This is a genomic window from Bradymonas sediminis (assembly GCF_003258315.1).
In the GTDB taxonomy this organism is placed as follows: Bacteria; Myxococcota_A; Bradymonadia; order Bradymonadales; family Bradymonadaceae; genus Bradymonas; species Bradymonas sediminis.
The window spans coordinates 4,162,993-4,175,904 of the sequence record NZ_CP030032.1; the positions used below are offsets into that span (position 1 = coordinate 4,162,993).

Consider the following 12,912-nt stretch of genomic DNA (forward strand, 5'->3'; position numbering starts at 1 on the left):
AAACTCTGCTAAGACTAGAGCCGCGCAATTTATGCCTCATTCTAAAACGATTTATTTAGCCCAGAGTTCAGCGATGTTGAAGCGCCGCCTTATCCGTTATTTTATCGTGCTGGCCTTGCTCTTATGGAGCGGCAGCGCGTTCGCCCAGAGCTGGGAGGACACCTTCGACGCCGACGAAGTCCACACCTATATGGATAAGGACGGACTTAAATATCTGGTGGTCGCCGCCGGGGGCGCGGGCGAGTCGGTTCAAGAAGCGGCGGCGAGCCTGGAGGCGGCGCTGCGCAGCGGGCCAGCGACGCTGGTGATGAACGACGACGCGCTGGGCGCGGTTGAAGGCCTCGATGACGACGCGATCGCCGCCAAGGCCGCCGCCCTTCCCGTCGACCGCGTCGCGATCGTGCGGGTCTTCCCCGGTGCCACCGAGGCGCAGGCAACGGTGGTCGTCACCGTGCGCGACCAGGACGGCGAGAATGTTTGGGCGCTCAGCGGCACCAAGGGCGTCGCGGTGGACCCGCAGGGCGGGGTCGTCCGAGGTGTCGTCGGCGGGATCGGGGTGCGCTCCAAAGCGGCGGAATCGGTCAACAGCACCGTGCGCGCCAGCGCAGCGGAGTCTGACAAGGCGAAGCAGCAATTCGCCGAGAAATTTATCTGGACCCAGGGCCTTATCGGGCTCAACCAATACGGCGCCATGCTGATGCAGTCGACAATGATCTATCAGGGCAAATATAAGAGACCGCTGACGCCCCGGGAGTTTTATCTTGAGATCGGCCGCCCGGACCTGGCCGAAGAGCTAGAGTCGAACGAAGCCCAACAGTCACTGGCGAATATTACGGGACTTGTTGGAACTCTGGCGTTTGTCGGTGGGACGACCTGGCTCTTAATGGAATTTCTCACCTCGTCTGGCGAAGACTACAATATCACGACGGGTGAGTGGGAGCAGCAAGAGGCAAATTATATGGCCCCGGGTATTCTTACCGGGGCTTCGGTTGGGTTGCTCATCGCCGCGTATATTATCGCGCCTGACCAGGTCCAGCCGGTCACCTCAAGCGAAGCCATGAAATTGGCCGACCAATATAATCAAAAACTAAAATCCGACCTCGGCCTCGCCGAGGACTACTCGGTGGTGCCGGAAGTGAATACGACAAACACGATGAAATTTAGCTATGGAATCAGTCCAACCCTCCAAGGAGTCAGCGGTGCGATTCGCGTCGACTTTTAAGCCCCAACACCCCCGCCTGAGCGGGCTGATTTTGGCCATATTTTGCGCCCTGGCGACGCTCGCGCTGGGCGCGTCCCCAACTTTTGCTCAGCAGGGCAACCCCGCGATTTTGGCCGAAATCGAGGACCCGCTGGCGGCGGCCGAGGCCTATCAGCAGCAGCTCTTCACGCGCGTCGCCCCGTCGGTGATCTTCATCGCCCAGGGCGGCAGCTTCGGCTCGGGATTTTTTATCAATGACACCGGCCTCGCCCTGACGAATAAGCATGTGGTCGGCAAGGCGAAGTCGGTGACGGTGGTCTTTCAGGACGGGCGAAAGCGCCAGGCAAAAGTGGTCGAGGTGGCGGGCGATGCGGTCGATCTTGCGCTCATCCAGGTCGATATAAAGTCGTCGCCGGCGCTGGAGCTCAGCGGGTTTAATGACCTGCGTGTGGGCAGCTGGGTCGGCTCGGTCGGCCACGGCAGCGGCGGCATCTGGAGCTTTGCCACCGGCATGGTCTCGAATATCTACGTCTCCAAAGAAGACCGATCGCTCTTTCAGACCCAGATCCCGCTCAACCCCGGCGCCTCGGGCGGCCCGGTCTTTGACCGCAAGGGGCGCGTCGCGGGGGTTGTCACCTCGGGGATCCTCAACACCAATAGCGTCAACTTCGCCATCCGCATTGACGTGGCCTTTGACTCCCTCGAAAAGCTCAGCAAAGACTGCGATTGCCTGACCATCCGCGCCCCCAAAGGGGTGCCGATCTTCGTCAACGGCCGCGCGATCGGCAAAGGCCCGCGCCTGCGCATCACGCCCACTGCGGGCAGCCTCGAGGTGTTCGTGGTCATCGGCGGAAAGATGCAAAAGAAGACGATCAGCTATCCGAAGACGCGCGAAATCACATTCAAATGATGGTCGGCTCCAGGTGAGCGCAACCTCACTCCGCCTCGCCGCGCTTTTTCTCGGCCGGCTTGTCGACATATTCCTCGTCGATCAACAGCCGCAGCGGCGGGGTGTCGAGGTCGTCGTATTGCCCTTTTCGGGTGGCCCAGATGAAGCCGTAGACCGAGGCGGCGCCCAGCAGAAGTGCGAGCGGCAGGATAAAGTAGATGACGTTCATCGGGGCTCTCCTGGGGCGGGGGTCATGGGAAGGGGTGCGGCGGCGGTATCTGCGACGATCGCTTCGGCGGCGGCTGGCTGAAAAGACTTTTGCAGCAGCGACGACGCGATCACGAAGAGCGAGCTAAAAGGCATGGCGACCGCGGCGACCAGCGGGGTGACGAACCCCAGGGCGGCGGCGGTAATTCCGAGCGCGTTATAGACTGCCGAGCCCGCCAGGTTGCGGTGAATGGTGTGCATGACGTGGCCGGTGCCGTCGAGGAGCAGCCCGATCGGGGCGAGTCCCTCGCGGGTGACGAAGATGTCGGCGGCGACCAGGGCGGCCTGGGCGCCATCGAAGACCGCGATGCCGACGTCGGCCTGCTGCATGGCGATGGCGTCGTTGACCCCGTCGCCGACCATGACGATGACCGCCTCGGGCGCCTGGGCGCGCAGGGCCTGGATGAAGTCGCGTTTTTCTTCGGGGGTGACGCCGCCGCGGGTCAACTTCGGATCAACCCCCAATGAGGCCGCCGAGTGGGCGACCAGCTCGGGATGATCGCCCGAGAGGACGCCGACCTGAATACCTCGTTGGCGCAACTTTTCGAGCAGCGCCGGGGTGTCGCTTCGCATGCGATCGCCCATGGAGAGCGCGCAGCGGACCGCGCCGTCGATGGCGACGAAGATCGGCGAGCCGCCCGAGGTGGCGAAGTCGACTTCGAGTTGGCGCCAGCGGGCGATCTTATCGGTTTGATTGCCGCGCTCGAGCAGCCAATCGAGGCGGCCGACGGCGACCTCCTGGCCGCCGATACGCCCCAAAATCCCCGCGCCGATAACCTCTTCGACATCCTCTGCCAGGTGTGCGGGCGGCCAGACCGGGGCGTTTTGATGCGCCCACGCGACCAGCGCGCGTGCGATGGGGTGGGTGCTCTGCATCTCAAGATTTGCAGCGGCAAAGGCCGCCTGTTCGTCGCCCACGCACTCGGCCACGGTCATGCGGCCTTCGGTGAGAGTGCCGGTTTTATCGAAGATAATATGGGTGGCGCGCGCCAGGGATTGGAGCACGTCGTCGTGCTTGATGAAGATGCCCTGGCGCGCGGCGCGGCCGACGCCGACGGTCAGGGCGAGCGGGGTCGCCATTCCGAGGGCGCAGGGGCAAGAGATGACGAGCAAGGCGACCACGTGGGCGATGGCTTGTTCGGGGGCGATCATCGCCCAGACGCCGCCGGTGATCGCGGCCGCGATGAGCACCACCAGCACGAAGATGCCGCCGAGGGTGTCGGCGAGCTGAACGACCGGCGCGCGGCGGCGGTCGCCTTCTTCGACCCAGCGCATCAGGCGCCCGACGTGGGTGTCCTGGCCGGTAGCCTCCACGCGGATGGTCAGGACGGCGCCGAGGTTGGTGACGCCCGCCTCGATCGCCTCGCCCGGGCCGACCGGCTCGGGGCGACTCTCGCCGGTGACGATGGCGCGGTGCAGTGACGAGGCGCCGAGCTCGACGATGCCGTCGGCCGGCACAACGTCGCCGGCGCGCACCTCGATGCGGTCGCGGGCCTGAAGTTGGTCGGCGAGTATTTCTTCGATGGCGCCGTCTTCGCCGATGCGCCGCGCGGTCGTGGGCAGCAGCGACAGCAGGCGGTCGGTGGCCTCGCCGGCGAAGCGTTGCCCGCGCATTTGCAGCCAGCGCGCGGTGAGCAAGGCGGCGATGAGCACAGCCAGCGAGTCGAACCAGACATCGCCGACCCCGCTAAAGGTCGCCACAGCCGAGTGCAACCAGCCGACTAAGAGGCCCAGCGCGATCGGCACGTCCATCGACAGATGCGTCCAGCGCGAGACCCTGGGCGCGCCCGGTTGCGCCGCGAACGCCGGGGCGCGCAGCGACGCCCAGGCGCGCCGAAAGAACACGCCCCCGCCGTAGATCATCGAGATGCTGGCCAGCAGCAAGGACGCCCAGCGCATCAGCCCGGCCAGGCCGGGGTCCTGGACCATATTGAGGCCGCCGTAACCGGCGACCGCCATGATCATAATATTTCCGGAGATTGCCCAACTCACCCCGACGCGTTTGAGCAACGCGCGCTCGGCCTCGCCGGCGCCGCCAAGGCGGTCGGCGCTGAGCGGGTGCGGCATATAGCCAAATTTGGCCAGCCAGCGGGCGGCGTCAGAGAGCTTTACTTTGTCGGGGTCCCAATTCAGCTCCAGGCGCCCGCGCGACAGCGACAGGCGCGAGTCGAGGACGCCGTCGATGGCGGTGGGCATCTTCTCGGTCAGCCAGACACAGCCGGCGCAATGCACGCCCTCCAGGTGCATCTTCACGCGGCGGCTTCCGTCGGGCATCAGCTCGGTTTGGGACTCAATAAACGCCGGATCGTCGAGGTAGGCAAAGCCCTGCTGGCCGCGCTCGACGCCGCGCGGAGTCTCACCGAGCGCGCCCATCCCCTGAAATTGATAGAAATTTTCGAGCCCGCCTTCGTGGATCGCGTGATAAACGGCCTCGCAACCCACGCAACAAAAGGCGGGCTCATCATCCTCGCGGCGCGGCGCCGGGAGCCCGCAATGCGCGCAGGGCGTCATCGGGGATGGCTTATTCATCGAATACGATGCCGATGTTGGAGCATCACAGGACGCCCGTCGAATTCACCCTCGACGATGACATCCCAGACGCCGGCGCGCATGGCCGGATGCTCGAATCGATAGACGCCCGGCTCATCGTTGACCGGCAGAAGCTCCACCAGCGCGACGTCGTCGGCGAGCTGGGGGCGGCGCAGGTGAAGCTTGGCGACCAGGCCGTCGACCGGCTTTTGGTCCGCGCCGGTCACCACGAGGCGGCCCGGCTGCTCGGGCTCAAGCTCAAACGCCAGGGTCCACCCGCGCGCTGCGCTCTCGCTGCGCACCGCCGCGTATTCATCCCAGGAGATCGACCTCTCATAATAGTCGTCGACCACCTGCGCGCCCCCGTCGGAGCGCACGGCGAGCACCAGGATGACGTTGACCACCAGGGTCATGCCCAGCAGCGCGAAGATCATCGCCGGGTAGCGGATATTTGAGGGCACTTGTATCATTCGGAATCTCCAGAAGGACCGATGAGGTTAAAACGAGCTTGCTCCACGCGACCATCGTCACTGCGGACCTCAAAGAGCGCGGAGACGTTGCCGTCCTCGAAGGCCTCGCGCGGCACGGTCACGAAGCTGCCGATGCGGGTATGTCGGCCTCTTTTCAGCTCAATCGGGGTCGCGCCGATGACGCGGATCTCGGCGCCCTCAGGCTCCACGACCTTGATCTCAACCTGGCTATCCTGCTCGCGGTCTTGCAGGCGAAAGCGCAGGTTATTGCCGATGCCGTCGCCCATGGCCATATAGGGCACGTTGACCTCGCGGCCGACGTCGATGTCGATGGTGCTTCGCCCCATCAACACGCTAACAAAGCTGATGAGCAAAGCAGTCCACAAGACACCGTAAATCACCGTGCGCGGGCGCAGCAGCTTGGCGCCTTTGCCCTCGAGAATATTCTCGCTGGTGTAGCGGATCAGCCCGACCGGCTTGTCCACCCCGATCATGATGGCGTCGCAGGCGTCCATGCATTGGGTGCACCCGATGCACTCCATCTGCAGGCCGTCGCGGATGTCGATGCCGGTTGGGCACGTTCGCACGCAGGCGCCGCAGTCGATGCAATCGCCCAGGTTGAGCTTGATGCCAGCCTTCTCCTCTTTGCGCTGCTTGCGGTTTCGGCGCCCGCGCGGCTCGCCGCGAGACGGGTCGTAGGACACGATCATCGAGTCGCTGTCGATGAGCACCGATTGCAGGCGCGCGTAGGGGCAGGCCAGGGTGCACATCTGCTCGCGGAAGAACGCGAAGTCAAAGAGGATCAACCCGGTGGTCATGGCCATCATCACGAAGAAGGCCCAGTTGTCCTGCGGGGGTTGGCGCACCCACAGCAGCAGGCTCTCCCAACTGACAAAATACGCCACAAAGGTGTGCGCAAGGCCCAGCGCGATGACCAGATAGATGCTGTATTTGAGCACCTTTCGCCAGGCCTTGTCGAAGTTCATCGGCCCCTCGTCTCGCCGCTTGCGCTTCATCTCGCGCCCCTCAATGAGCCGCTCGATGGGGCGGAAGACGAACTCAAGGTACACGGTCTGCGGGCAACCCCACCCACACCACACCCGCCCGAGCAGGGCGGTGCCGACGAAGACTGCGCCTAGAATCAGGAGCAGAAAGAGCATCAGCAAAATGGTGTCGGTGGAGTAGAGGGTCAGGCCAAAGAAGGTGAATTCACGGTGCAGCAGGTCCAGGAAGATCGCCGGCTTTCCGTCGACCTTGATGATCGGAAAGAGCGTGAAGATCAGGATGAAGAACCAGCCGACGACCCGGCGTGACTTCCAGAATTTCCCGACGCTCAGCACCGGGTAAAGCCAGCGGCGTTTGCCGTCGGCGCTGAGCGTGGAGAGAACTTCCTCGGGTGATTCGACGATCCCGTGTGCGTTGGACTTCTCAGCGTTCATGGAGCAATCACTCCGGTTTGTAGACCGTTCCTTGTGCTTCTTTGCCACCCTCGACGTTGGTGTCGCGGATGGAGTCAATATAAGAGACCACGCCGAGCAGCCCGTCGTGTTTAAGCACGGCCCCCCAGGCGGGCATGGCTTTTTCGAGCACGCCCTGGTCTGCCACGGTGTAGATATCCATCAGGCTGCCACCGTGCAGCCAGGAGGAGTCGGTCAGGTTCGGGCCGACCAGGCCCTCGCCGTTTTGACCGTGACAGCTGGCGCAATACGCCGCGAACGCCGCCTTCCCCGACTCCAGGTACTCCCCGCTGTCGACCGCCTCGCGCAGGTATTCCGGGGTAATCTCCGGCGATGCCTCCGCGGCCTGCGCGACTATCGCGTCGATGCGGGCGTTCTCCTTCTTTAGGGTGTCCTCATAGGTGTCGATCCAGCCGACGTTGATACCTACGAGGTAGAACACACCCCACACGATGCTGGCGTAGAATGTGTAGAGCCACCACTTGGGCATCGGGTTATCGTATTCCTTGATGCCGTCGTAGGTATGCCCCTCGATCAGGACGCCGAATTCCTCTTCTGGTTTGGTTTCAGGCATTGGAAGCCTCCTCGACGTCCACAAAGGTTCCGTCATTCATGGGCATCGCTTGCATTTCTTCAACGGCCTGTCGGGACATCGTGAACGCGCGAATAGCGATGATGATAAAAGCAACTACGAATAAAAATAGGGCGACCAGGGCAAATATATCGAGATTTGCGGCGCCAATTACGTCTTGTTTCATTGGGTGACCTCTTCGCTATCTTCTGAAGGGGTGTCTTCTTTTGCCGGCGCCTGGGCGTCGGCTTTGTCGCTGTCGGCGTCCGCCTCAGCCGCGCCCGCGTCGGGCGCGGCCGCCGCCTGCTCACCAGCTTCGTCAGCCTCTTCGGCCGCTTTGTCCTGGGCAGCCGCTGCTTCTTTGGGCTCCTCGGCCTTCTTGGCCGGCGCCGGGGCGGCGGTCGACTGCTTGACGTCCGCGCCGAGGCGCTGCAGGTAGGCAATCAGGGCGACGATAGCGCGGTCTTCGACATTTCCCTTGGCCACGGTGATCTGGGAGGCCATTTGGGCCGCCTGGGCCTGAGCATCCTCGACGGCGCGGTCGATCTCAGCGTCGCTATAGGGGACGCCCAGCTTCTGCAGCCCGCGCATCTTGGCCTGAACCTGGCTCAGGTCCAGCTCGTCGGTGAGCATATGCGGGTACGGAGGCATGATGGAGTGCGGCGTGGTCGAGCGCGGGTTCTCCATATGGCGATAATGCCAGTCGTTATTGTATTTGCCCGCCAGGCGAGCGAGGTCCGGACCGGTGCGCTTGGAGCCCCACAGATGCGGGTATTCGTAGACGCCCTCGCCGGGCTTGGAATACTCGCCGTAGCGCTCAATCTCGTGGCGCATCGGGCGCACCTGCTGGGTATGACAGGTCGCGCAACCCTCGGCGATATACATATCGCGCCCCTCAAGCTCGAGCGGGGTGTAGGGTTTGACGCTCTCGATTTTGGGCACCGTGTCACGGATGAGCAGCATCGGCACGATCTCGATGACCGAACCGGCCGCGACCGCCACGAAGGTCAGGACGCTGAAGACCAGCGGCCAGCCCTCGAAGCGACGGTGCAGCGTCTCGCCGGACTTCTCTTTCATGGTCAGGCGCCACGCCGGCGTCTCGGGGACCATGGCTTTGGGGTCCTCAAGTTTGCCCTCGACCGCGCGCATCGTCATCACGACGTTCACGATACACATGATCATGCCGGTGAGATAAAGCGTCCCGCCGAGCACACGCACCCAATACATCGGGATGATGGTGACGACCGTCTCCATAAAGACCGGGTACATCAGCTGGCCGTTCTCATCGAACGCGCGCCAGTTGAGGCCCTGGCTGATCGAGGCGGCGTAAAGCGCGATGATATACAGCAGGATGCCGAGCGTCCCCATCCAGAAGTGGGCGTTGGCCAGGCGCTTGCTCCACAGCTCGGTCTGCCACAGGCGCGGCACCAACCAGTAGATCATGCCGAAGAGCATAAACCCGTTCCACCCCAGCGCGCCGGAGTGCACGTGCGCGACGGTATAATCGGTATAGTGGGTCAGCGCGTTGACCGCCTTCACGCTCATCATCGGGCCCTCGAAGGTCGCCATGCCGTAGAAGGTAATGGCGACGACGAAGAACTTCAGGATCGGGTCGGTGCGCAACTTATCCCAGGCGCCGCGAAGCGTCAGCAGACCGTTGATCATGCCACCCCAGCTGGGCATCCACAGCGCGACCGAGAAGACCATGCCCAGGGTCGCGGCCCACTCGGGCAAAGACGTATAATGAAGGTGGTGCGGGCCGGCCCAGATATAGATGAAGACCAGCGACCAGAAGTGAAGGATACTGAGTTTATACGAGAAGACCGGCCGGTTGGCGGCCTTGGGCAGGAAATAATACATCAGGCCCAAGAAGGGCGTGGTCAGCACGAAGGCCACCGCGTTGTGGCCGTACCACCACTGAATCATCGCGTCCTGCACACCCGAGAAGACCGAGTAGCTCTTGAACATGCCCACCGGAATCACCAGGTTGTTGACGATATGCAGCATCGCCACGGTGATAATCGTGGCGATATAGAACCAGATCGCCACGTAGAGGTGTTTGACCCGGCGATTTTTGAGGGTCAAAAAGAAGTTGATCGCAAAGATCACCCAGACCACCGTCAGGGCGATATCCAGCGGCCACTCAATCTCGGCGTATTCCTTGGTCTGGGTATAGCCCAGCGGCAGCGTCACCGCGGCCCCCACGATCACGGCCTGCCACCCCCAGAAATGCAGCTTACTCATCAGGTCGCTGAACATGCGCGCCTTCACCAGGCGCTGCGTCGAATAATAGATCGCCGCGAAGATGCCGTTGCCGGCGAAGGCAAAAATCACCGCGTTGGTATGCACCGGGCGAAGCCGGCCGAAGGTGAAGTATTTTAGCGCCGGGTTCGCCTCGGGGAAGGCCAACTGCAGGGCGATAATCACACCGACCAACATGCCGATGGCGCCCCAAAAGAGCGTCGCGAGGACGAAATTTCGGGAGATCGCATCATCATATTGAATCTCGATCTGCGCCGATTTTCCCGCGGACGGGGACGCGCCAACTGCCGTTTGCTTCGAGCTACTCACTTACAGCCTCCAGACTAGGATACTCATGGGTCGTGAAACGAAAAACCATCTATGTCGCGCGCCGCATAACCCGGTCGTCGCCAGGTGATGGTTTGCGTGCGGCGCCTTGACCTGTTGAAGTCGTCGCTCGCCTCGCAAAAGGGTCGAATTTTTGAAGACGCGGCGGGGTATGCTCCGCGCACAGGTTTAGCGTTTAATTCCGTAAATTTTGCAGGGTATTTTGTGGGCGATAAAACCGAGATGAAAGTCAGAACTTATGCGTTCATCGATTGCCGTGCCGGCTTGTCACGAGCACAGAGCTAGGAGATCCCTCCCGCTTTTGCAAGTGCCTTTATATGCTGAATTTCCTGCAAATTTTGCGTTCTATGATCTGAGTCATATTACACTATTTGGGATGGATTACAGCGCGGCCTTCGCGCGTTATCGGCTTGACCGCTGCCCCCTCAATGAGGGTACACGCTAGACCCACGATGTGGGCGCGATTGGGCGCTACATCCACAGAGGTATTCGGATGGATGCAGAAAATGTCATGGCGCTCTACGCCCAATTGGTGGGTGTGGGATTTTTGTGGGTAACGGTCCACTGCTCGGGCATGTGCGGGCCCATCATCGCCGGCCTGGTCGTGCATACGCATCCGCAAGACCAGCAGGCGTCGCCCTGGGCTCACCGCTGGTCGGTGGTCAAGCACGTCCTCGCCTACCAATCCGGCCGCGGGCTGATGTACGCCCTGCTCGGCCTGCTCGCCGGGTTGCTCGGCGCCCAGGTCGAAGCCACAGTGCAACCTATCGCCGCCACGGCCAGCCTCCTGGTCGCGCTGCTGCTATTGCTGCTTGGCCTTGCGCAACTTCCCGTGGTCATGCGACGGCGAGCCCGGCTGCGCGTGGAGCGACGCGCGAAAAAAGCGGCGAGCGCCGGGCCAGACGCCGCCCGCCCCAAACCGCCGCTGAGCGCGCGATTTGTCGCGGGCATTACCCGCCGGCTGCCCAGCGCCGCGCAGTTCAAAGGCCCGCTTCGCATGTTCGTCACCGGCTTTATGCTCGGCCTGCTCCCCTGCATGCTGATGTTCTGGGTCCTCGGCCTGGCGGCATCTTCGGCCAGCCCTCTGCACGGGGCGCTGCTCATGGTGACCCTGGTCGGGCTCACCACCCCGGTGCTGGTCGCCGCCGGCCTGAGCACCACGCTGGTCAGCCCGAAGCTGCGCCGCCTCGGCCAACATATCGTCCCCTTCGGCATGATATTCTCGGGCATCTGGCTCGGCCTGATCGCCATGGCCGCCAATGGCTGGATCGAGCATATCCACCTCCCCTTCACCCTCTTTGGCAAAAAGCTGGTGATGATGCTCTGGTAGCCTTTAAGCGCCGCTCCCGGCGTTTGATAAGTGCGCCCCCACAAAAAAACACCCGGGCCGCCACAAGTTGTGGCGGCCCGGGTGTTTTGCCTGGCTCTCAAAAACCAACGCCGTGATTAGGCGAAGGACTCAAGCCAATCGATCTCGACGTCGTCGCCCATCTGGGCGAGCAGATATTCCTTAAAGGTCGAGCGAATTTGCACCTCGACCTGGCGGATGCGCTCTTTGGAGACGCCCCACTCCTCGCCGAGGCTCAGCAGGCTGCGCGGGTCCTCGGCGATCATGCGCTCGTACCAGATGGCCTTATTGCGCGGGTCTTCGATCTGGTCGCCAAATCCGTCGATGGCCGCCTGAATCTGGCGCGATAGGTCGTGCTCGGCGGCCGCGGTCTCCGGGTCCACCATCGTCGACGGCATCAACTCACCGACGGTGGTCTTCTCGTGGCCGGGCGCCTGGGCGTCCAAGAACACCGGCGGCGCGTCGAGCTGAGCGGCCACGCGGGTGACCTCACTGGCGTCGACGTCCAGATATTCGGCGATGAGCTGCGGCGTCGGCTCGTGGCCCAGACGAATGAGCTCGCGACGCGTTTTCTTGAGGTTATAGAACAACTTACGACCGGCGCGCGAGCTGCCGATCTTGACCGGATGAAGATGATTCATCAGGTAATTCAGGATCATCGCGCGCACCCAATATTGGGCGTAGCTGGTGAATTTGACGCCGCGGTACGGGTCGTAGCGCTTGACCGCCTCCGAAAGCCCAACATTGCCCTCCTGAATCAGGTCGAGCAGGTTAGTCCAGCGGCGCTGGTACTCGCGGGCGAGCTTCACGACCAGGCGCAGGTTGGTCAGGATGAGCATCTTGGCGGCGTTGAGATCGCCGTCCTCGACGTAGCGCTCGGCCAGCTCCTGCTGCTGCTCGGCCGGCAGCGGCTCGACATAATTAAGGCGCGCCAAATAGGCGGTGAGCGGGTCGGTTTGCGCGGAGAGATCCCCCGCCTTTCGATCGCGCATCAGCGGTAGACTCAGGTCTCCGAAAAACTCAGATGCGTCATCCAGATTCGATCTTTCGATATTGACGCTCTGATTCGCGCCATGACCTATCAAGAGCTCAACTGCGGGCTCCCGGGTCGTTTGTGTTTTGTCCGTGCTCATTGAAACCCCTCGTTTGAGAAGATGGGAAAAGCGTGGTCCACAACCTCGACACGTCAAATCCAACACGCGATTACCATTTAGATACTATGCTGAAAACAAGAGGTTGTTCGCTCTCATTCCATTAGATGCAGGATCACCCCGAAGAGTTTCAAAGCATCCCAAAAGAATCCGCGCAAAAACCGCCCCCGCCCCTGCTCAAATGCCTACTTCTATAGCTGGGCAGTTTAATCATACCCTCAAAATAATCCAGCCTCCCCGGCAGGAATAACGAAAAAACTCACGAAGGCCGAATTCCTATAACGCAGCGCGTCATTAGAATCACCCTAAAAAACTTTTTGTTCCACATAGTACACCAACCGCGACCCGAATACACACTAAGAAAACAAGGCAACACCTTGTAAACACAGGAGAAAACGCTATTATCCGGGCCCATTGATAGCGCGACGCGCGCCCATCCG

General features: G+C 62.1%; 11 protein-coding genes. 3 read left to right on the forward strand and 8 right to left on the reverse strand.

From position 1 onward, the window contains the following. Window positions 1–73 precede the first annotated feature (73 nt). Both DN745_RS15650 and DN745_RS15655 read left to right on the forward strand, forming a co-directional pair. The gene (locus DN745_RS15650) at window positions 74–1,222 is read left to right on the forward strand and encodes a hypothetical protein (protein ID WP_111336253.1); all 1,149 of its coding nucleotides are present in this window, start codon (window positions 74–76) and stop codon (window positions 1,220–1,222) included. A 31-nt stretch (window positions 1,223–1,253) separates the two neighbouring features. Continuing rightward, entirely contained in the window at window positions 1,254–2,111 is an 858-nt protein-coding gene (locus DN745_RS15655) for a S1C family serine protease (RefSeq protein WP_162687718.1), read from the forward strand. 25 nt (window positions 2,112–2,136) lie between these two features. Here the strand turns inward: DN745_RS15655 and ccoS are convergent, their stop codons facing one another. The 7 genes from ccoS to ccoN are packed head-to-tail and all read right to left on the reverse strand — an operon-like array spanning window position 2,137 to window position 9,955. Beyond that, window positions 2,137–2,319, reverse strand: a complete 183-nt coding sequence (gene ccoS / locus DN745_RS15660) for a cbb3-type cytochrome oxidase assembly protein CcoS (RefSeq protein WP_111336256.1) — start codon at window positions 2,317–2,319, stop codon at window positions 2,137–2,139. Next, on the reverse strand, window positions 2,316–4,886 hold the full coding sequence (locus DN745_RS15665; protein ID WP_111336257.1) for a heavy metal translocating P-type ATPase: 2,571 nt from the start codon (window positions 4,884–4,886) through the stop codon (window positions 2,316–2,318). Before DN745_RS15665 ends, ccoS begins: the two co-directional genes overlap by 4 nt. After that, window positions 4,883–5,356: a FixH family protein gene (locus tag DN745_RS15670; protein WP_111336259.1), complete on the reverse strand. Its 474-nt coding sequence runs from the start codon at window positions 5,354–5,356 to the stop codon at window positions 4,883–4,885. Before DN745_RS15670 ends, DN745_RS15665 begins: the two co-directional genes overlap by 4 nt. Beyond that, on the reverse strand, window positions 5,353–6,795 hold the full coding sequence (gene ccoG / locus DN745_RS15675; RefSeq protein ID WP_111336260.1) for a cytochrome c oxidase accessory protein CcoG: 1,443 nt from the start codon (window positions 6,793–6,795) through the stop codon (window positions 5,353–5,355). The genes DN745_RS15670 and ccoG overlap by 4 nt, the downstream gene beginning before the upstream one ends. Window positions 6,796–6,802: 7 nt before the next feature. Continuing rightward, complete coding sequence (locus DN745_RS15680) at window positions 6,803–7,387, reverse strand: cbb3-type cytochrome c oxidase N-terminal domain-containing protein (protein WP_162687719.1); 585 nt, start codon at window positions 7,385–7,387, stop codon at window positions 6,803–6,805. Beyond that, a complete protein-coding gene (locus DN745_RS15685) occupies window positions 7,380–7,571 on the reverse strand; it encodes a hypothetical protein (protein WP_111336263.1) in 192 nt (63 codons plus the stop codon). Before DN745_RS15685 ends, DN745_RS15680 begins: the two co-directional genes overlap by 8 nt. Next, window positions 7,568–9,955, reverse strand: a complete 2,388-nt coding sequence (gene ccoN, locus DN745_RS15690) for a cytochrome-c oxidase, cbb3-type subunit I (RefSeq protein ID WP_204355017.1) — start codon at window positions 9,953–9,955, stop codon at window positions 7,568–7,570. Before ccoN ends, DN745_RS15685 begins: the two co-directional genes overlap by 4 nt. 511 nt (window positions 9,956–10,466) lie before the next feature. Here ccoN and DN745_RS15695 point away from each other — a divergent pair. Then, window positions 10,467–11,303 (forward strand): sulfite exporter TauE/SafE family protein, encoded by an 837-nt coding sequence (locus tag DN745_RS15695; protein ID WP_111336265.1) that lies wholly within the window; start codon window positions 10,467–10,469, stop codon window positions 11,301–11,303. A gap of 116 nt (window positions 11,304–11,419) precedes the next feature. On the opposite strand, the gene DN745_RS15700 is transcribed toward DN745_RS15695, so the two are convergent. Continuing rightward, complete coding sequence (locus tag DN745_RS15700; RefSeq protein WP_162687720.1) at window positions 11,420–12,313, reverse strand: sigma-70 family RNA polymerase sigma factor; 894 nt, start codon at window positions 12,311–12,313, stop codon at window positions 11,420–11,422. Window positions 12,314–12,912: the final 599 nt, after the last annotated feature.

What these genes read in the sequence shown, in the direction of transcription:
- DN745_RS15685 (WP_111336263.1), bottom strand. Translation starts at nt 7,571, where the DNA reads ATGAAACAAGACGTAATTGGCGCCGCAAATCTCGATATATTTGCCCTG.
- ccoG (WP_111336260.1), bottom strand. Translation starts at nt 6,795, where the DNA reads ATGAACGCTGAGAAGTCCAACGCACACGGGATCGTCGAATCACCCGAG.
- DN745_RS15680 (WP_162687719.1), bottom strand. Translation starts at nt 7,387, where the DNA reads ATGCCTGAAACCAAACCAGAAGAGGAATTCGGCGTCCTGATCGAGGGG.
- DN745_RS15695 (WP_111336265.1), top strand. Translation starts at nt 10,467, where the DNA reads ATGGATGCAGAAAATGTCATGGCGCTCTACGCCCAATTGGTGGGTGTG.
- DN745_RS15665 (WP_111336257.1), bottom strand. Translation starts at nt 4,886, where the DNA reads ATGAATAAGCCATCCCCGATGACGCCCTGCGCGCATTGCGGGCTCCCG.
- DN745_RS15670 (WP_111336259.1), bottom strand. Translation starts at nt 5,356, where the DNA reads ATGATACAAGTGCCCTCAAATATCCGCTACCCGGCGATGATCTTCGCG.
- DN745_RS15700 (WP_162687720.1), bottom strand. Translation starts at nt 12,313, where the DNA reads ATGCGCGATCGAAAGGCGGGGGATCTCTCCGCGCAAACCGACCCGCTC.
- DN745_RS15650 (WP_111336253.1), top strand. Translation starts at nt 74, where the DNA reads ATGTTGAAGCGCCGCCTTATCCGTTATTTTATCGTGCTGGCCTTGCTC.
- ccoS (WP_111336256.1), bottom strand. Translation starts at nt 2,319, where the DNA reads ATGAACGTCATCTACTTTATCCTGCCGCTCGCACTTCTGCTGGGCGCC.